We start from the raw sequence: 18,275 nt of genomic DNA on the forward strand, positions 1-18,275 counted from the left end.
TATTAATAGATAAAAACACTTTACTTAAAACGATATCTTAGTGTGGCTAGTACTGAATCATATAATTGGAGTCTTTTAACAAGATTAGGTGCTACTACAAACTCAACTCTAGCAGAGGTGTTTTCGGCCATCTCCAACATCTTGAGTATATCCAAATATTGTGGGTTTGAACGATATTGAGCGGAGACAAATAATGTTTCAACGGCTCCTTTAGCAAGTGCTCTTTTAATTACAGGGTTTTTTCTAGCTGTTTTGCCACTCTTTACCTTTTTCTCAAATTGTTCAAGCATTATTGTGACATATTTTTTCCTATACGTGTATAGACTAGGTATGAGTTTTTTATGAATCTCTACTGGTGGTGTGGAAAGTGATATCGTATCCACAAATCTACACTTTTTCATAATTTTGGGATCAAGCTCATCGTGAAACTTCATCTTTGCCTGACCATTTCCACCTAGAAATATGATATCTACATCATCAGAGTATATCTCTAGTACTTTCTTTGCTACCTTTTTAAAAAAGACATGAATCTTGGTTTGCCTAGCTCTCAAGAATCTTCCCTGACTCTGTCCACCTTTTCTATGCCTTCCAATCAAGTGTATTGAAGTTCTAGTCTCATCTATTACTTTATTTCCTTGTAGTAAAGTTAGCCGCGCAGATTTACTATCCACGATCACAACCATTACTTTATAGTCCACCTTTAGGATATCTTTGAAAGGTTTTACGTATGGTTTTTTACTCAACATGTAGATGTATGGTAATTTTTTAGAGACAGTAACATATTTGATTTTTACTGTATCTTTATCCATCCATCCAAATACGCACAGAGTGTTAACTAGTTGTGTTTCACTTTCTAATTCTTTTTGAAGTTTTATAATCTTTTTTTCAATGAGTGACTCTATCTTCTCAGCTACTACATCACGTTTTGTTTTTTTTAGTAAAGATACAATCTCTGCCTCATGTCTGTGTGGATAATACACAGAGATACAGCGGGTCTTCACAGACCTCAGATCCCGTACAAAGCTGTTTAGCTTATACCACTCATTTGGAGATATTTGATTCGTATTTGATCTCTTCAATACACATTGTAATACGATATAGTATAAAGGAATATTCCAGATAATGGTGTCAAGTGTATAGTTGTCTATAACAGAATTTCAAATTAATAATTGAGGCGGGTCTAGAGGGATTCGGACCCTCGACAGCCGGATTAAGAGTCCGGTGCGCTACCTGGCTGCGCTATAGACCCACAAATTATCAAATGAAGAGTGATTATTATTCGTATGTAGAAAAATTAAAAATATATGTTATGCAGATGGTTCTACTTTAACTTTGGCATAATTGTCCAAGATCGAATTAAGTACAACTGATACTGGTACATTATTCATCTTTTTCTTTTCAGATAATAGTTTTTGATAAGAATCTAGTGTGATGTATACTGGAATGGAACCATTACCTTCCAATAGACCACGAACCTTAAACAGAGCAGTTTCCATACCACGTGCAGCAGATTTTGCAAACTTTGCCTTGTCTGCAATACTACCTAAAAGACCAAATGGCATTTCATAATCCACACTCATACTAACTTTGGTAAGATTTTCACTTAGTGGTGTAAATGATGTGGTTATCGACCATTTCTTAAATGGACCTTCAATCATTTTTGCAGAGATTTTTTCTTCACGAATAAACTCTGTAGTTTCACAATCCCATTCTAGACGTTTACCACTAAAATCACCAATTATTCTAAATGTTGTACCAACGCCCATACCTTCTTTAATATCCATTGGAATTACAGTCATGCCAATACCCTTGTCTGTCATCTGATCAGATACGTGCTCAGGACGTGCAAAGTAGGTAAAAACAGTATCAATTGGAGATTTAATATCTATTGATTTAGTGATATTTGTCAATATTGGACAAATTTTAGGATCATAATTTAAGGGTTTATTCAGAGATGTAATTACTCTATATCATATTATTAAAAGAATATGCCACTAGAGGATACTAGTGATTAATGATAGAATCACACCTGCATAGGGGTAAATTCAAGTTGTTTATCTCGATTAGTGCTAGATACCTGAATGCTATGAGAGTCCCCAACATCAATATCAGTATGAGTAATGAGGAATATCTGACTGAAACTTGCATCTGAGACTAGTATATTCATCAGTTCACGTCGTCTATGAACATCAAGACTTCCCATTGGCTCATCAAGAAGTATCATATTTACTAGAGGAGGATGAGTTTCAGAATTTTTAAATGGTCGTATACGACCCATGATTTTAGATATTGCAAGTCTCAGTGCAAGACCTAATGCAGTTTCATCACCACCGCTTATCTGTGTCTTTGTTCTCATCATATTATCATGTTCATCAAATAGAGTAATCTCTAAACCATGTGATTCCATATCTTTAACACGTTTAGAAATGGAGCGAAATTCATGAACACGATATCTTCTATTACTAAATGGTAATAGATAATGATTTGTAGCTTCCTTTAAAATTTCTACAATTTTACCTTCTATCACATGAATAGAAAGGAATCCGTTAATTTCACCCTTTAAAAATTTCATATGGCGTAATTTGTTTTTAGAATTTTCAAGTTTCTTTTTTTGTAAGACCAGTGATTTTATACAATCTTCTCTATCTACAAAATCTACAAGTGTCTCATCTAGTTGATTTTTAGTAGATGTTTTTTGTTTGGTCTGCTCTGATATTTTGGCATCATAGATTTTGTGATTATTTTCAAGTTCTGCTATACTAGAGCAAGAGAACTGTTTTAATAATTCATCAAGACTAGAATATGGTTTGAGTTGTTTGAGAATATCCTTATTTGCAGATACCTTTTGATCATTTAATTGTGTCTTTTCTAACTCCAACTCTTCAATGTCTGTCCTTCCACTAGTAGATTGGGAGCGTTCCTCCTCTAAATTTTGACGTTTTGCCTGAATTAATTCTTGTTTAACACTCAATTTGTTCTCAGATTTACGTCTTTGATCTATGGCCTCAGAGATTGAGATATTTCCAATCTTTGAGAGCAGAGCATCAATCGTATCAACGTCATATGATTCAAGAGTCGAATGCAGATTAGATTTTTTTTGCTCAAGTGTATCTATTGGTTCAGTTAATCTATCTAGTGAATCACGTATATTATTTTTATCAGAAATATCTAGATTAATGGTATCGATTTGTTTTTCCAACTGAATAATTTCATCATTCAATTTTAATGTTTTAGATTTGTGTGATTCATGTGAAGATTTGATTTTAGCAAAAGTAGAATTCTCCCCCATCATATCACGTTCACAGACAGGACATTTTTCATGATTTTTAATATAATCTAGACTTTCGTGTTTCATAGATACAAGAAGTTTCTCCTCAGTATGTGTTTGTCTTAATTGATTTAATGTTTCATTCATGAGTGATTGTTCTTTAGTTAATGTAGTAATTTTAGTGTGCATTTGTTTTATTAATTGTAAGATATATTCAGAACTCAAAGATTCCAGTTCCACATTAATTTTCTTGCGTTGATTAATAATTTGTTCTGTAATGTTTAGGATGTCATTATTTATATCATCAATGTGACGCAGCTTGTTCTCATCCATCAAACTATTTACTAAATCATTTATGGTAGTAATTTCCTCATCTAGGGTTGAAATTTCACTCTCAAGTGATTCAATTCTAGATTGTCTGTTTTGTGTCTGTGCCCTTTGAGATTTAATCTTCTCTTCGTGTATCTGCAGTTTGTTACTAATGTCATCAATAATTCCCACATTATGAGTAATTATTCGTAGTCGCTCAAGGTCAAAAAGTTGTGATTTGAGATGTTTGGATTCAGCAACCTGCTTGTTAATTTCATCAAGATTTGCTTGTATTTCTGTTACCCGATGTTTTTGCTTGCCGAGTTCATTTTGTTCTATATCAAGACGGCCAACGTCCCTAGACAAGTTATTTATGGATTCAGTAATGTTGATAATTCTATCTTTGAGTCGTTTAATTATATCATCAAATGCTTCCAATCCAAACAAAGATGTAACTAGTGTACGTAGCTTTGCAGGTTCTGCAGTAGCCAAACTATCAACTTCTTTCTGTTTTACATAGACTGTTTTCAGGATATCCTCATCACTAAGTCCTAAAAGATTTTGAATCTCACTATTAACTCTCCTTACACCATTATACATAATAGAAAATGTATCACCATTCTGCTTTGAAAGACTTGCATCAACAGGATATTCTAAATCGGAATTTGATTTTTTACTCTTTCTAGATATGATTTTTCGCACAACCTTGTAGATGTTATCTTCAAGTTCAAACGTTACATCTACTCTGCAACTTGATTGTCCTTGACGAACAAACAAACTTTTATGACCAGAAATGATTTTATCTCCAAGTATACACCACAACATTGCTTCCATAAAACTAGTTTTTCCCATAGAATTATCACCTCTAATTAAAAAGAGACCATCTCGTAGGTAACCTGATTCAGGCAGGGTTACTTTGTCAAAAGATTTAAAATTATTAATTTCGACTTTAAGTATCTTCAAAATTATCCACCAAAGTTTCTGCAAAGATTTTTGATAATAGTTTGGGATCTAGTTTTTCATCATTTAGAGTATCTTGTCTTCTAGTAGTGATATATTCATGAAATTCTTTTTCAGGGTCGGCAATTAGATATTCAATATTTCCAATAGGGTCATTCAAACTATCAGCCGATTCCTTTACAGATTTAGGTTTTTGAAGGATAAATTCTGCCACATTTACAGAATTCGAATCCAAGGATTTAGCTCTCAGATATGATTCAACACGTCCTAGTTCAAAATTAAATCCAAATTTAAATTCTCCATCTAGAATAATTCGAACTCGTGCAGCGGTTTTAGGATTGTACTGCTCATTTAATCCATGTCAACGATAGATATCATCAACTCGAGATTGGATGACTGTGTCTGTATAATTTTGTTCAAGTTTGATATGTTCACTTAAGATTTTTCTATCAAGTTTTAAAAATCGCCTACTTATACTCGGGTATGCTTTTTCTTTCTCAACATTTACCAAAAGATATCCATGTTCACGATCATATTCGTCCAAGACCCATCTTTCAGTGGAGCCAGAGTACCAAGCATGTTTTGATACCTGCTCCATTGTGTGTATATCACCAAGTGCAATATAATGAAAATTTCCCTTGAGAAATTCAGGACTCAACGTATCGAATCTCTCTGCACCATGAGCAATTCCCACATTAATCATATCAGGGGATATACTAGAGGTTTGTATCTTTATCCAATCATGATAGAATTGTTCAATGCCAAGGGAGTGCATTGTTCGAAGATCTAATGCAGGATGTGCTATAACACGTAAGTTTAGATCTTGAAAATCACGATACAGTGGTCTTTGTTCCCTAATGGCATCACGAAGATCATAGTGAGAGAAAAGAAAAAAATTTGATATAGTATCATCAAAACTACTCAAAGTAGAACTTCGATACTCTGTGTATCTACCATGATTACCATCAATTATTACAAATGGAATGCCAAATCTCTCTAATCTCTTAAAAGATTTGGCAGCTACTCTTCGTGCATACTCTGGTGGAGGATTACGATCATTTCCATCAGGCGTATCAAAGAAATCACCACTGTGTAAAATAATATCAGGTGATTCCTCAATTACTAGATCTATGAATTGTTCCCATGAATCATAAAAATCAGATTCAATCACCCTTGTTTCATTATTAATTATTCCACGACGACTAGACGATACACGTCGCCCCAAATGTGTATCAGAGACGTGCGCTATTATCAAAGTGAAAATTCTCCATGTTTAGGTTTTGTATTAGATTTTGGTTTTTGAGAGTCATCTTTGTAGAAGAATCTACGAGTCTCACCTGCTGCATCATCTAGCTTTACAGTTTTAATCACAAATGGAAATTCTCTAGTCGCATTTCCAATCACAAGACATGTCCCAGGCGGTAGTGTTTTACCTATCGCGGTGGTGGTTTCACGATCAAGTCTTATCGCTTTTGTCATGTATGCAAAGTCTTCATCATTTTGTAAATTAAACAAGAACAAATTATCAGTCTGACGAATTAGTGTTTCTGGCAGCGTGGATGGAGTGTTGGTAATATAAAATTGAAAGGTTCCCAAGTGACGCATACGAGTGATGATATTATCCCAATCAGTTTCACCAATGTACATGTGAGCCTCTTCGGCAAAAAGAAATACCGGATCATGATTGATGTCATGTTCTAGTAGGTTGGATAATTTGGTAAGTATTGTAGAGACTACTATATTTACAGTCTCAGAGGATCTGCCACGTAAATTAAAGACTAGTGCACCACCATTTGGAATCTTTCTCAATTCATTCTCAAGTGTAGTTGCACGATCAGCCTCGTCGGTGATTAAATTTGTCTTCTTTAGTCCCTCAAAGCGCCTCTCAAGGGCGTGTAGTATTGCTTTATTCACACCACCACGTACATCCATACTATCAAGTGATGACAATATTGTGTCAAGTGTGATTGGAGTGTTATTACGTTTTAATCCCTTCCATGCTCTAGACAATTCATATAATGATGGTTGTGAGCTTTTCAGAGATTTGCGCAATACATCACTAATCACATCCAAGCCAATATACTCTAGCAAGAATTGTAAATTATATCCAGGATTCAAATTATTAATTTTAGAGTCTGTTGAGGATTTATCTAGTTGAGAGTATTCAGCATTGATATCAAATACAATACATTTTGCTCCATGATTCAGTAATCCCTTTAAGATGATCTTGGCTGCATGTGATTTCCCTGTACCTTTTTTACCAATAATTACACATGTTCCACCCTCTTGAATGTCGTATGCACTTAGATTCAGAGGAGTTTGATCAGATATGGTATTACCTACATGAATTGGGTAGTTTTTTCCAATATCAAGTTTGGTCATAAGCCATTCATCATTAATTGGTTCCACGCTTGAGCGCCTATCAGGTATCCAACCAGTCCAAGAAATTACATCATCATTAGAGATCTCTTTACGAATCTTTGTGATTATAATTTTAGTATCTCGAACATCGTTAATATATTGACCAAGATCATCTGGCATGTTTGTAGTTATTTTATCACTCGGTATACTCTCATTTCGTATTAAATCCTCAAGCATTCCAGGAATGTCTGTCAGTTGTGTTTCAATTATCTGTACTAAAACACCACGTTTTTTTTCTTCATCCCAAATCTTGAGATTCTGACCTACCTCTACACTCTCTTGAGAGCCGTGTATCAAGAGTATCCTATCACCTTTTATCTTGTAAATTTGCAAAGTAACTACCCATACGGAAACAGTAATGTCTTATGAAGATTTGGCGATTTTACTAGAGGGGTCTTTGATTTAGATACAAGCATCTTTTGACATGCAAGTGCAATAGTAGGAACAATTTTGGCATATACATGAGCATTACGCAAGGGTACTGGATATCCGTGAATAAATGATATGCTAGAGGTCAAATCACTCAATGTGTCAGGAGAACTAGACTCGTCAATATCAACTCGAAAAGGAGTACCCCTTTGTGTAAATTTAGTTGCAAATGTACTGCCAAGTATATCATATCCGGCAGCTTCAGAGGTCGGCATCTGATTTGTTAGATCAATCGCTATTGGACCTGACATATGATCTAATTTTGATAATAGAGGTTGTCCAGAAGATAGTAACATATTAGTGGTTTTTGATACAGCGATGACACTATTACTCTTTTGTTTAGCTGTGCACAATAGTTTGGTCAATAGTTCATCAGGAACTATAAAGCGTGTTTTTCCGGTACCAAGGGAACCATCCCACAGAATTATAGAGTTAGACACATGATTTGCTACATATAGTTGAGTCATACGCTCTAAAAATTCACGGATTGTATTGTGCATTCGAAAGAAAGGAGGGGCATAGTATTGTTTTGTAAGTCGAAATATTTTTTTTATAAAATGATCATACCAATTTTGTTTATTATCCTCTGAGATACAAAATGTCAAAGGACCAAATCTTTCTACTCGATCAGGAAATACTATGGTAGATTTTACAGCAAACATTATCGAGGTAGATGTCTTACCAAGTATTATAGAGGAAGAATCTATTGCAGATACATATCTTTTGGTACCGCCAATTAGATTATATGATTTCTCTATATTACTAAATCGTAGCATGATATTTGGCTCGGAGAAATCTTGTAGAGTATCAAGTTCGTCAGATAGCCATGGTAGTGGACTTGTAGTATCATTTTTAGACATAGAAATGATCTCATCGAGTTAACTGTACATATTCATGATTGTTGTGGTACCATCTTGTCAATATATCAAGCGCCATAAACTGTAATTTTATCAGTTTTGTATTAGACAAGACACAGTTTATGCTATGATCATATAGTCAAGTTGATCAATAATTTGATTCATTTTACAAGTTTAGTGAAAATTTATGGAAAATAAATCCAGTTGAAAATATATGGAAAATAAATCCAGTTGAAAATATTGATAGATATTGTAAGCTACTAAATCTCTTTCAAGGTTCATATTTTATAAATTTAACATTAAATGTTTCATTATTCACATCTATCCAAATTGATAATTGATATTTACTCATATACTTTACAAAGTGCATATCACAAAATTTTATATTTTTTTGAGAAAAATCCGTAACAAGAACGTAAACGCTGCTAATGATAGAATTACAAAAATCAGCATCATCTTCGCTTATAGACGCAAAATTATCATTAAATGTTTGTGTTTTATCGGATTTAGGATCAAACTCGTTTGGGTAATAGATTATCTTCCATATTATTTTCGTATTTCTTTCATCCATTTTAAACCCTCTTCGACACTGTTGAACTTTTTGTCAGGTTTAGCATTATTATGAATATCTTTTTTAAATTGTTCCATAGAAATACGTTCAGTATCGCTCCACATTTTGTCTTCCATGTAATGTATATGTTAGAGACCTATTTAAAATTAATGATTTATTCGCATCAAGTAGAAAAGGCAGATCATGGTGGATTGGTGTTTATTCTTGTAAGAATGGATATTACGAATCCTTGTATACCACACAACAAAGTTGAAAAGAGATAAAATAGTATAAAGATTTAGAATTTTGATGACATCATGATAAGGATTCTAACATTATTAATAATAGTAGTAGCGTTGATACAAATACCAAATGTAGATGCACACTCTTTATTCAACTCTGCAGAGCAGAGCATAGGGAACAACAGGGTTCAGATAGGTACACTACCAGAATTTCCCAATATTGGAGAGACATCACAAATTGTAATCAGAATAACAGACAAAGATTATGAAGAGGTGGAGAAATTTATTATCGGAATACGAATATTTTACAATAACCAACAAATTGATACAATAGGACCATACTCTATTGATGGAGCACATGTAGAATTTGATTATATTTTTGAAATATCAGGAAATCACATATTTGAGGTAGATTTGCATGATGCGGGAAATAATGGAGAAATCATCACCTATTCGTTTAATCTCAGTACACAATCACCATTTGGATATATCTTTTTTGCAGCAATAATAACCGGAAGTCTCATGCTATTAGCAGTGCTATTATACATATATCTATCAAAATGGCAGAAAAATAGATCAAATAGTAGTACTAGATTTACGCGATAATCTAAATCCAAAGAGTGTTGTGAGAAGCACCATAGAGAATAGTAAAATCCCAATACCAAAATGAATGGCTACCAAGATTGCCGCTAGTTTCAAATCAATTACAAGAGCTCCAAGACCAATCTGTGTCAATACTAAAACAGATGCAAAAGTGCTAGTAAATTTGATATACTTTTCTGAATCTTGATGTTTCCACACAAATACATTTGTTGCAATGATCATAGTACCAACAGATACGGCAATTAATCTATGAACCCATTCAATGAAAAAATCATCACCTGGAAATATACCATTTGGACACAGAGGCCAATCAGGACAGACCAGACCAAGTCCGGCAGCAGAGATGTATCCACCAATAAACATGAGACTATACAAAACAATCAAAGATGCTAAAGCTAGGTACTTTACGCGGATCTATGTCACTGTAAATGTTCCCTTCATGCCTTGTTGCGCGTGACCTGGAACAGTACAAATGTAATAATAGGTACCAGGTGCTCCAGCGGTAAATGTAACAGAGCCACTTTCACTAGGTTTTATAGAATTTACAACTGATCCAATATCAGAATTCCACACGATACTTGATATATCATCAGGATCATTTACCACACCAAAAGCATGAAAAGATATACCATCATTTCTTGTATTAATCGTTACCTCATCACCAGAGGATACGACAATATCAGGATTATTACCTTCTTCTCCCGGAAGAGCATTGAATGCAAGTTTCAAAAAGTCATCACTCTCTACAAAGTTTAGATCAAATTCACGCTCAACTCCCGTAGGAGGTGCTGCTTGTATGGGTTTAGATGTAGATTCTGTTACAATAATCTCCCCTACCATTCCTTGTTCACGATGACCCGGAACAGTACAAATGTAATAATAGGTACCAGATTCACCTGGTACAAAATTTGAAGTCCCATCTTCTCCAGGCTTTAGTGCATTTGTAACAGAACCAATCGCGCTCGAGTCAAAAATATTGTCAAATCCAGAATCATCTCTAGTTACACCAAATGAATGAAATGATCTTCCTGCGTTATCAACAGTAAATTCTATTTTATCACCGACATTCGCATAAATTGTAGGATTATTATCATCTTCTCCTGGAAGAGCATTGAATGCAAGTTTCAAAAAGTCATCACTTTCTATAAAAGATAATGTTATTGGTATGAGTTTTCCTGTCTGAACAGCAGGGGATGATCCGGCTGAATCTGAAGTCGTAGATTCTTTTGGTAATAGACTGCCTTGTGCTGGAATAGATATCCAATAATCCCACATACCAATGAATATCACTCCACCGATAAGACAAAGACCCAACATTATTACCATCATCTTTGTGGTTCGTCCAGGGGTAGTCCTATAGATTGTTTCAGTGTTTGTTTCTTGAGTCATGACATAATCACCTAATGATGTGGATTCTTGGCAGCAAATGGATAATAATATTTGCCTCCCAATCCCCATGGGTCGTCAATATTCGCATGTTTACCTTTACCAGAACTATATATCATATTACCCAACCAAAGCGCAGTGCCGGCAGCCAATAAAATTGCACCAATTGTTGCTATCTGATTCATTGCTATCCATTCAGGTATAGGAGGATAATCGTAGACGCGTCGTGGCATGCCATACAATCCTAAAACATGTTGTGTAAAGAATACCATTACTGCTCCTACAAGAGATAAAACAAAGTGTGCTTTGGCCAAGCCTTCATGATACATTCTACCAGTGATGTATGGAAACATGTAATACGAAAAACCAAATGAGGCAAAAGTTATAGTGCCCATTACAAATAGGTGAAAGTGTCCCACTACCCAATACGAGTCATGAGTTACAAAGTCTAGTGGCATGGCACTATTAACAACTCCACCTGCACCAGCAGAGAAAAAGAGTGCAATTCCTCCAATAGACCACATCATGGGTGCTGCAAATTTGATTCTGCCACCCCACATGGTAGCCAAAAAGTTAAAGACGTGCATGGCAGATGCAGGTACAGCTGCCAAGGTTCCTACCATGAATACTGTTTTTTCTGTAAATGAGAGTCCTGTAGCATACATGTGATGGGCCCAAGACGCAAACGCTACAATACTGAGTAGTACAAATGCAAATACGCCAGAGCTGTGACTGAATATTGGCTTTCGTGAAAATCGAGGTATAATTTCATACATAAAACCAATTGCAGGTAACACCAATACATAGACCTCTGGGTGGAATGTAAACCAAAACAAATGTGCATATGCAATCGGATTTCCACCTAGTGCGGGATTGAAGAATCCGCTTACTCCAAGTCTATCTGTAAGTAACATGAGCAGAGCTGCGGCAAATGTTGGAATTGCAACTAGAATAATTAATGATGTTGATAGAATGGACCACACAAATAATGGAGCTTTACTAAGAGGCATGTCGGGGTGTTTACATTTCATAATTGTTACAACAAAGTTTATGGAACCTAAAATTGATGAGATACCAAGAATTTTAAGTCCAAATATCCACATGTCTGCTGCAGGAGCAGGTGAACTAATCACAGAATATGGTGGACTAGCATACCAACCAAAATCAGCAAATCCTAAAAGAATTAACACCGCTGCAGGTGGAATCATCCAAAATGCAATTGCGTTCAATTTTGGATATGCCATATCTTTGTATCTGACCATGATTGGAATTAGATAATTACCAATACCGGCTGCAAATGGAATCAAAAATAAGAATATCATAACTGTACCGTGAACAGTAAACATACGATTGAAGGTCATAGAATCGGCGATGATTTGAGCACCAGGAGAGAACAACTCTATACGAAGAGCCAAGGCCAAAGCTCCACCTATGAAAAAGAATGCTATTGAGGATATCATGTAGAGCAGGCCTATATCGGTATGATGTGTAGAGAACATAATTTGCCATATTGGACGTGGGCGTTGTAATTCTAGAACCATTTCAAACTCTCCATTTTAAACACAAATAATCTTAAATATATATTCAAGACGATGGATCCTCCACAATCAATTTACCACGCATATTATAGTGAATTAAGCCACAATACTCTCTGCACTGTATATCATGTTCACCTGCCTCGACGGGGGCAAACCATACAGTATTAACTCTACCAGGTACGGCGTCTAGTAAAACTACATAGTCGTGAATATTAAAGGAATGAATAACATCTGTTGAAGTAATTTCAAACTTGTAAGCTTTGCCAACCTCGACATGAAGTTCTCCTATCTCTTTGGTACCGTCTTCATGCTCAAAAGTCCAAAACCATTGTTAACCTGTAACTTTGATTACTTTGGCATCTTGTGGTATATGCTCAATTAGTCTCTCTACATTCCAAGCTTCAGCACCTACATAGACTAAAAGTGCTACTACGACTCCGATATACACCCATTCAGGCCAATTGGAATGTCCACTCAACTATTATTCACCCATCTCTTCGTATTTTGTTGGAGTAGCCTTTGGGTGTGATTCTCTGAATCGATATATCAGCCAAATCAAAGTACCGGATATAACTGAGCCAATAACAAATGCGATAGTCATCATTCTAAAGAATAAATTCCAAATTTCTACACGTCTATCCAAGTATTGGCCTGGTTCATCACTGGCAGCAAAAACACTGTGAATAGTAGGGGTAATTATTAAAAGTGCAAGTACGAAACATATCATCTTTAAATTCATTACTTATTTGCCTACAAATTTTAAATATATTTAAGAGTTTGGAGAATGCATGTTAGGTAAAGACACTAATCATATCACAATATATCAGAATATCTAGATTCATTCATTACATTAATAGCAGAAGCGAATACATCTCCATTCTCTTCGTTAAAGATTGACAGAGATGCATTTCCCAGTATTAATTCATACAAGGATTGAGCAGAAGGTTTCATCGTACTGAAGATCATAGTCTTTATGGGATCCATATGAGTGACAAATAATAGATTACCAGAGGGATGTTGTTTGATTTTTTCATTTAGTAAATCATCAATTCTAGTTTTTACTTGTTTGAATGTTTCAACACCGTATTCACCAACTTCAGGATTGTTATTGTAAAATCGTAGAAAAACATTCCCATGTTTTGTAAAGATCTCATCGTAAGGTTTTCCAGTAAATTGACCCATATCAAGTTCAATTAATCGATCATCTGTTGTAAAGGTAAGAGAGTTATGTTCACATACTATCTTGCTCGTCTCCTGTGTTCGTTGTATTGGACTAGAGTAAACTGCAGACACATTCATGGATTGTAGAGTTTTAGTGACAAAAGATACCTGTTCTCTTCCAACATCTGTTAAAGAAATACCAGCGGTTCGGCCAGTGAGTATGCGCTTAGTATTATTATAAGCCTGACCGTGACGCAGAAATATTATTTGTCTCAAGTAGCTGAAATTNTCAAATAGAGATAATAATAAGATTATCCAAATTCAGTTATATGAAAATTGGTATCATCGGCGGAACAGGGGGAATGGGAAAAGGTTTTGCGTATAGATGGTGCTCCAATCATGATATACTCATTGGTTCACGTGATTCATCTAGAGCCACAAGTGTAGCAGACGAGTATAGTCGTGCGGCCAAGGAAATGTTTGGAGATATTTGCGATATTAGTGGAAACGATAATAATTACGTTGCAAAGAATAGCGATGTTTTGATACTGTCAATACCTTATGAGAATATCGATGCTGTATGCTCTAATTTACTTGGAAGTATAAAGGATGATTGCCTAGTTGTATCACCAATTGTACCAATGATAAAAACAGATATTGGCTTTGAGTTTATACCATTCAAGGAAAATAAACCATCTGCACACAAGATGGTTGAAAAATATATGAAGGATTCATCTAAACTCGTATCTGCATTTCATGTAATTTCAGAGAAAAAACTTGCAGATCCAAGCATGGAGTTGAATTATGATATCTTTGTGTGTGGAGATAAATCAAATCTAGATGTCATTAATGGATTAATAAATGAGATTAAAGGATTGAGATTTATCTATATTGGAACAGGAGATTTTGCATATATGGTAGAAGTCTCTACACCTCTACTTTTGAATGCGATGATTAAAAATAAATTGAAAAATCCTGGTATCAAAATAATATAATCATGAGTGAAACATACTACCGTAGAGGAAGAAATTGGTACACAGCTATTGGTTCATTATTCATAATAATGGCGCTGATTACTCTAGTCAGAGAACTATTCATTTGGGGATATGATTTTGTAATAGATTTTTTATTTTCCAGTGAAATTACTAATGAAAAAATCTCAATAGGAATGATCATATTTGGAGCAATATTAATTGGAATAGGATTTACAAAAAATGGACAAAGACAAATTTCTTAAAGAACAAAAGGTTCTAAGATTAGCCACGGTTGGCAGGGATGAAACTCCTCACATTGTGCCTGTGTGGTATAGATTTACCTCTAATTTGTTTCACATTGGGACAAATACACGTACAAAAAAGGTACATAATATAATGAAAAATCCAAATGTATGCCTACTGATTGATGTTGGAATTAATTCCCCTGACATCAACGGGGTGATGATTACAGGATACGCTGAAATTATTACACAGAAAAAAATAGTAGAGAAAATCGCAAAAGAGATACTAGATAGATACTATAATTCATTAGAAAATGAAGCGGCACAAAAATTATTAAAAGATACAGATTGTATCATACAAGTAAGTGAAAGAGCATCTTCGTCATGGTCTTATTAAGACATGAAATGATTAATTTTATCAAGGGCAAAATTTAATTTTTCAATGTCTGCCAGATATACAAATCTAAAATGATCTTTACCGTATGTCTCTCCAAAACCGGAGCCATGAACAGTGAGTATTCCTTCTTTGTTTAATAACTCTAGGACAAAGGCATAATCAGTTTTATACTTGTTGTTTATAATTTTTGGAAATACATAAAATGCGCCACTTGGATTTGGACAAGACAAATTTGGAATTTCATTAAATCTTTTTACTACCAAATCTCTACGTATTTTTAATTCTGCTACAAAAGTTTTGATATATTCTTGTGGACCATTTAAAGATTCAATTGCTGCATATTGAACAGGTGTGGTAGTGCATAGTCGTACACGGGCAAGTTTTGGCAAATGCTCTTTGACTAGATCTAATTTTGGAGAGGCCCCGTTGAATGCAATATAGCCCAATCGCCATCCTGTCATGAGATGAACTTTGGAGAAGCCATTTAAAACGATCACCGGAGAGTCTTTAGCAACCTTGCCTATGCCTGAAAATTTGTCAAATACAATTTGATCATAAATTTCATCACACACAATATACAAATCATGTTCATTGGCAATTGATACAGAATCATATAATGACTGTTCACTAAATACTGCGCCAGTAGGATTGTTTGGATTAATTATGAATAGTGCAATAGTCTTGGAAGTAATTTTGGAACGAATATCATCAAGATCAGGTTTGGATGTTTCCAAATCTACTTTATACTCTATTGGAATTCCTCCATGTAATCGTATGTATGATGCATATGGTGGATAGTAGGGACCTGGCAACAAAACTTCATCACCATCTTCAACAAGAGTAGAGCTTAGCATATCTAGTCCTTCAGATACACCTGCTGTAACTTGGATATCATCTAGAGTGATATCAAGTCCCTTTGCATGTTCTTTTTTGGCAATTGCAAATCGTAATTCAGGAATACCCTCAGAAGGACAATAGTAATTTTCATTATTATTTATTGCATTAATGAAAGCTTGACGTACGTTCTCTGGGGGTTGAAAACCATATTGTGCAGGATCTCCGATGTTAAAGTAGTGTACTGTTTTTCCTTGTTGTTCTAAGAGTCTAGCTTTTAATACAATATCACGTATAGCGTATTCTACATTCATTACTTTACTTGAGATCTTCATTATTTTAGACAGATATTTAGACCTGTTAAAATTCTACTTGTTTGGACTCGTAGCACAGTCTGGATAGTGCGAGCGGCTTCGAACCGCTAGGTCGAGGGATCGAAGCCCTCCGAGCCCTTCTAGACATACCGGACAACAAGGATAATAGAGAAATTCAGAGACGAATAAAGATATGATTAGTATCATCCTCAAATGACCGTAAAATGAGTGATTAAAGTCAGGAGCATGACAAAAATTATTAAGAATGACGCTTGGGCTAATATTATAATGATTAGCATTGATGCAGGTTTAGTAGATGATATCGCTGCAGGTACAATGCACAAAATAACACATGAACAAAGAGAAATATTAATTATAAATAAAGATGGAACGTTTTATGCCATAAATGATACATGTACCCATGCAGGTTCAAGTCTGTCAGAGGGAAAATTACAAGACGGTATCATAACTTGTGGTTGGCACGGTGCAGAATTTGATTGTTCTGATGGGAAATTAAAAAAATTCCCAGCAAAAATTAATGATCTTGGTTTTTACAAAACTGAAATTAAAGATGGACATGTATTTGTAAATTTAGAGGAATGATTAAACATGGCAGATGATGAAACCAATAAAAAAATATTAGAGGAGGCGCTAGGAATTTTAAATCAAATAGCTTCAAATTATACAACTCCTAAAACAGTGAGAAAAAATATTACAGATATGATTACAGAGTTGAAAGAGAATAAATATTCTATATCAGTATGTGCGGCAAATGCAGTGAGTTCATTGGATGATATAACACAAGATCCAAACATCCCATCACACATCAGAGTGACATTATGGCAAGCAGTCTCAAAGCTAGAGTCCATAAGGGAACAGGTTTAAGATGACAAGACAGAATACACTTGAAGATTGAAGAGTATCTAAAATCGCTACCACAGACAGTAATGTCTGGAAATGACATACAATTACCAGATCATTCATTTGAGGAGATGTTTACGTTTGCAGGTTTGAGTAAAGAGGACACATTCTATCACTTGGGGTGTGGAGATGGTAGTGGATTGAAAATTGCGTTGGAGAAATTTAATGTGAAAAGAGTCATTGGAGTAGATTCGGATCAAAACAAGATAAAACAGGCACAGGAAAAATTGCAAAAAGTAAGTCTAGCAGACGTAACACTAGAATGTAATGACATAAGAACAGTAGACATTATACAAGGAGCAGTAATTTTGTTTTGGTTTACAGACGATAAAATCATTACAGACATGATGCAGAAATTTGAAAAACTAGACAATTGTAGAATAATCACAATTTGGGGACCACTTCCTAATTGTTTGCCAGATATGGTAAAATTCCCATACATAATATGCAAGACACCATTTAAAAAAATGACAGACATTAAAGATCAAGTCAAGGCAATATTTGGAGTAGATTGTATAGATTTTGTAACAGCATGGGAAAACGCAGAACTATACACACATGCAATAGAGCCCATAAATTCTGAAAATGATAGATTTCTAACCATATTACAAACTATTAACATTTGGATCAATGCACGGAATATGGGAGTAGCATGTGGAAAAGAAATTCCATTACCAATAAAGACATACATGAGAATATTAGAGGAGCATTTTGGAATTGAGGTAGAGCATTTATTGAATGATAAATGACACATCATAAATAGTCATAATAATCAGTTTTCAATATTAATCAACTAGGTAATCATTTCAAATGATGAATTTTCATAATTTGGAATTTAGAATGATGAATAGTATGTGGAAATTAAAAAT

Annotated in this window: 22 protein-coding genes, 2 tRNA genes and 1 pseudogene; 8 read left to right on the forward strand and 17 right to left on the reverse strand. The window is 34.7% G+C overall.

Annotation, left to right across the window (positions count from 1 at the left end):
• Nucleotides 1-20: 20 nt before the first annotated feature.
• From R1F52_01740 to R1F52_01785, 10 genes are all read right to left on the reverse strand, one after another.
• The gene (locus R1F52_01740) at nt 21-980 is read right to left on the reverse strand and encodes a Vms1/Ankzf1 family peptidyl-tRNA hydrolase (protein WOV93377.1); all 960 of its coding nucleotides are present in this window, start codon (nt 978-980) and stop codon (nt 21-23) included.
• Nucleotides 981-1,175: 195 nt separating this feature from the next.
• Nucleotides 1,176-1,249 (reverse strand) — tRNA-Lys (locus tag R1F52_01745).
• 58 nt (nt 1,250-1,307) lie between these two features.
• Nucleotides 1,308-1,910, reverse strand: a complete 603-nt coding sequence (locus R1F52_01750; protein ID WOV93378.1) for an SRPBCC family protein — start codon at nt 1,908-1,910, stop codon at nt 1,308-1,310.
• A 113-nt stretch (nt 1,911-2,023) separates the two neighbouring features.
• Nucleotides 2,024-4,540 (reverse strand): SMC family ATPase, encoded by a 2,517-nt coding sequence (locus tag R1F52_01755; GenBank protein WOV93379.1) that lies wholly within the window; start codon nt 4,538-4,540, stop codon nt 2,024-2,026.
• Entirely contained in the window at nt 4,527-4,772 is a 246-nt protein-coding gene (locus R1F52_01760) for a hypothetical protein (protein ID WOV93380.1), read from the reverse strand. The genes R1F52_01755 and R1F52_01760 overlap by 14 nt, the downstream gene beginning before the upstream one ends.
• Before the next feature lie 126 nt (nt 4,773-4,898).
• Nucleotides 4,899-5,792, reverse strand: a complete 894-nt coding sequence (locus R1F52_01765; GenBank protein WOV93381.1) for a metallophosphoesterase — start codon at nt 5,790-5,792, stop codon at nt 4,899-4,901.
• The gene (locus tag R1F52_01770) at nt 5,789-7,291 is read right to left on the reverse strand and encodes a DUF87 domain-containing protein (GenBank protein WOV93382.1); all 1,503 of its coding nucleotides are present in this window, start codon (nt 7,289-7,291) and stop codon (nt 5,789-5,791) included. Before R1F52_01770 ends, R1F52_01765 begins: the two co-directional genes overlap by 4 nt.
• A 5-nt stretch (nt 7,292-7,296) precedes the next feature.
• The gene (locus tag R1F52_01775) at nt 7,297-8,247 is read right to left on the reverse strand and encodes a DNA double-strand break repair nuclease NurA (GenBank protein WOV93383.1); all 951 of its coding nucleotides are present in this window, start codon (nt 8,245-8,247) and stop codon (nt 7,297-7,299) included.
• 268 nt (nt 8,248-8,515) lie between these two features.
• Nucleotides 8,516-8,815, reverse strand: coding sequence for a hypothetical protein (locus R1F52_01780; protein WOV93384.1), 300 nt, complete (start codon nt 8,813-8,815; stop codon nt 8,516-8,518).
• A complete protein-coding gene (locus tag R1F52_01785) occupies nt 8,791-8,931 on the reverse strand; it encodes a hypothetical protein (GenBank protein WOV93385.1) in 141 nt (46 codons plus the stop codon). The genes R1F52_01780 and R1F52_01785 overlap by 25 nt, the downstream gene beginning before the upstream one ends.
• Before the next feature lie 180 nt (nt 8,932-9,111).
• On the opposite strand from R1F52_01785, the gene R1F52_01790 reads away from it, so the two are divergent.
• Nucleotides 9,112-9,642, forward strand: a complete 531-nt coding sequence (locus R1F52_01790) for a hypothetical protein (GenBank protein WOV93386.1) — start codon at nt 9,112-9,114, stop codon at nt 9,640-9,642.
• On the opposite strand, the gene R1F52_01795 is transcribed toward R1F52_01790, so the two are convergent.
• From R1F52_01795 to R1F52_01820, 6 genes and pseudogenes are all read right to left on the reverse strand, one after another.
• A complete protein-coding gene (locus R1F52_01795) occupies nt 9,613-10,002 on the reverse strand; it encodes a COX15/CtaA family protein (protein WOV93387.1) in 390 nt (129 codons plus the stop codon). The genes R1F52_01790 and R1F52_01795 overlap by 30 nt on opposite strands.
• Nucleotides 10,003-10,053: 51 nt before the next feature.
• Nucleotides 10,054-11,028, reverse strand: a complete 975-nt coding sequence (locus R1F52_01800; protein ID WOV93388.1) for a plastocyanin/azurin family copper-binding protein — start codon at nt 11,026-11,028, stop codon at nt 10,054-10,056.
• 11 nt (nt 11,029-11,039) lie between these two features.
• Nucleotides 11,040-12,566 carry a cbb3-type cytochrome c oxidase subunit I gene (locus R1F52_01805; protein WOV93389.1) on the reverse strand — a complete coding sequence of 509 codons (1,527 nt, stop codon included), beginning with the start codon at nt 12,564-12,566 and terminating at the stop codon, nt 11,040-11,042.
• A gap of 43 nt (nt 12,567-12,609) precedes the next feature.
• A pseudogene (locus tag R1F52_01810) lies at nt 12,610-13,041 on the reverse strand (hypothetical protein).
• 3 nt (nt 13,042-13,044) lie between these two features.
• Nucleotides 13,045-13,302 carry a heme transporter CcmC gene (locus R1F52_01815; protein WOV93390.1) on the reverse strand — a complete coding sequence of 86 codons (258 nt, stop codon included), beginning with the start codon at nt 13,300-13,302 and terminating at the stop codon, nt 13,045-13,047.
• Nucleotides 13,303-13,376: 74 nt separating this feature from the next.
• Nucleotides 13,377-14,000: a histidine phosphatase family protein gene (locus tag R1F52_01820; GenBank protein ID WOV93391.1), complete on the reverse strand. Its 624-nt coding sequence runs from the start codon at nt 13,998-14,000 to the stop codon at nt 13,377-13,379.
• A gap of 53 nt (nt 14,001-14,053) precedes the next feature.
• On the opposite strand from R1F52_01820, the gene npdG reads away from it, so the two are divergent.
• The 3 genes from npdG to R1F52_01835 are packed head-to-tail and all read left to right on the forward strand — an operon-like array spanning nt 14,054 to nt 15,337.
• A complete protein-coding gene (gene npdG / locus R1F52_01825; GenBank protein WOV93392.1) occupies nt 14,054-14,719 on the forward strand; it encodes an NADPH-dependent F420 reductase in 666 nt (221 codons plus the stop codon).
• A gap of 2 nt (nt 14,720-14,721) precedes the next feature.
• On the forward strand, nt 14,722-14,961 hold the full coding sequence (locus R1F52_01830) for a hypothetical protein (protein ID WOV93393.1): 240 nt from the start codon (nt 14,722-14,724) through the stop codon (nt 14,959-14,961).
• Nucleotides 14,939-15,337 carry a pyridoxamine 5'-phosphate oxidase family protein gene (locus R1F52_01835; protein WOV93394.1) on the forward strand — a complete coding sequence of 133 codons (399 nt, stop codon included), beginning with the start codon at nt 14,939-14,941 and terminating at the stop codon, nt 15,335-15,337. The genes R1F52_01830 and R1F52_01835 overlap by 23 nt, the downstream gene beginning before the upstream one ends.
• Here the strand turns inward: R1F52_01835 and R1F52_01840 are convergent.
• Nucleotides 15,334-16,506, reverse strand: coding sequence for an aminotransferase class I/II-fold pyridoxal phosphate-dependent enzyme (locus R1F52_01840; GenBank protein WOV93395.1), 1,173 nt, complete (start codon nt 16,504-16,506; stop codon nt 15,334-15,336). The two genes, R1F52_01835 and R1F52_01840, sit on opposite strands and share 4 nt — an antisense overlap.
• Nucleotides 16,507-16,549: 43 nt before the next feature.
• Between R1F52_01840 and R1F52_01845 the strand changes: the two genes are divergently transcribed.
• From R1F52_01845 to R1F52_01860, 4 genes are all read left to right on the forward strand, one after another.
• A tRNA-Arg gene (locus R1F52_01845) sits at nt 16,550-16,624 on the forward strand.
• A 107-nt stretch (nt 16,625-16,731) separates the two neighbouring features.
• On the forward strand, nt 16,732-17,088 hold the full coding sequence (locus R1F52_01850) for a non-heme iron oxygenase ferredoxin subunit (protein WOV93396.1): 357 nt from the start codon (nt 16,732-16,734) through the stop codon (nt 17,086-17,088).
• Nucleotides 17,089-17,094: 6 nt separating this feature from the next.
• Nucleotides 17,095-17,370, forward strand: coding sequence for a UPF0147 family protein (locus R1F52_01855; GenBank protein ID WOV93397.1), 276 nt, complete (start codon nt 17,095-17,097; stop codon nt 17,368-17,370).
• A gap of 20 nt (nt 17,371-17,390) precedes the next feature.
• Nucleotides 17,391-18,155 (forward strand): class I SAM-dependent methyltransferase, encoded by a 765-nt coding sequence (locus tag R1F52_01860; GenBank protein ID WOV93398.1) that lies wholly within the window; start codon nt 17,391-17,393, stop codon nt 18,153-18,155.
• Nucleotides 18,156-18,275 lie beyond the last annotated feature (120 nt).

This window comes from Nitrosopumilaceae archaeon AB1(1) (assembly GCA_033471095.1).
GTDB lineage: Archaea > Thermoproteota > Nitrososphaeria > Nitrososphaerales > Nitrosopumilaceae > Nitrosoabyssus > Nitrosoabyssus spongiisocia.

Coding starts and splice junctions, on each gene's coding strand:
- R1F52_01785 (WOV93385.1), bottom strand. CDS start 8,931: ATGGAAGACAAAATGTGGAGCGATACTGAACGTATTTCTATGGAACAA.
- R1F52_01790 (WOV93386.1), top strand. CDS start 9,112: ATGATAAGGATTCTAACATTATTAATAATAGTAGTAGCGTTGATACAA.
- R1F52_01835 (WOV93394.1), top strand. CDS start 14,939: ATGGACAAAGACAAATTTCTTAAAGAACAAAAGGTTCTAAGATTAGCC.
- R1F52_01855 (WOV93397.1), top strand. CDS start 17,095: ATGGCAGATGATGAAACCAATAAAAAAATATTAGAGGAGGCGCTAGGA.
- R1F52_01800 (WOV93388.1), bottom strand. CDS start 11,028: ATGACTCAAGAAACAAACACTGAAACAATCTATAGGACTACCCCTGGA.
- R1F52_01775 (WOV93383.1), bottom strand. CDS start 8,247: ATGTCTAAAAATGATACTACAAGTCCACTACCATGGCTATCTGACGAA.
- R1F52_01780 (WOV93384.1), bottom strand. CDS start 8,815: ATGGATGAAAGAAATACGAAAATAATATGGAAGATAATCTATTACCCA.
- R1F52_01815 (WOV93390.1), bottom strand. CDS start 13,302: ATGAATTTAAAGATGATATGTTTCGTACTTGCACTTTTAATAATTACC.
- R1F52_01850 (WOV93396.1), top strand. CDS start 16,732: ATGACAAAAATTATTAAGAATGACGCTTGGGCTAATATTATAATGATT.
- R1F52_01795 (WOV93387.1), bottom strand. CDS start 10,002: ATGTTTATTGGTGGATACATCTCTGCTGCCGGACTTGGTCTGGTCTGT.
- R1F52_01805 (WOV93389.1), bottom strand. CDS start 12,566: ATGGTTCTAGAATTACAACGCCCACGTCCAATATGGCAAATTATGTTC.
- npdG (WOV93392.1), top strand. CDS start 14,054: ATGAAAATTGGTATCATCGGCGGAACAGGGGGAATGGGAAAAGGTTTT.
- R1F52_01830 (WOV93393.1), top strand. CDS start 14,722: ATGAGTGAAACATACTACCGTAGAGGAAGAAATTGGTACACAGCTATT.
- R1F52_01840 (WOV93395.1), bottom strand. CDS start 16,506: ATGAAGATCTCAAGTAAAGTAATGAATGTAGAATACGCTATACGTGAT.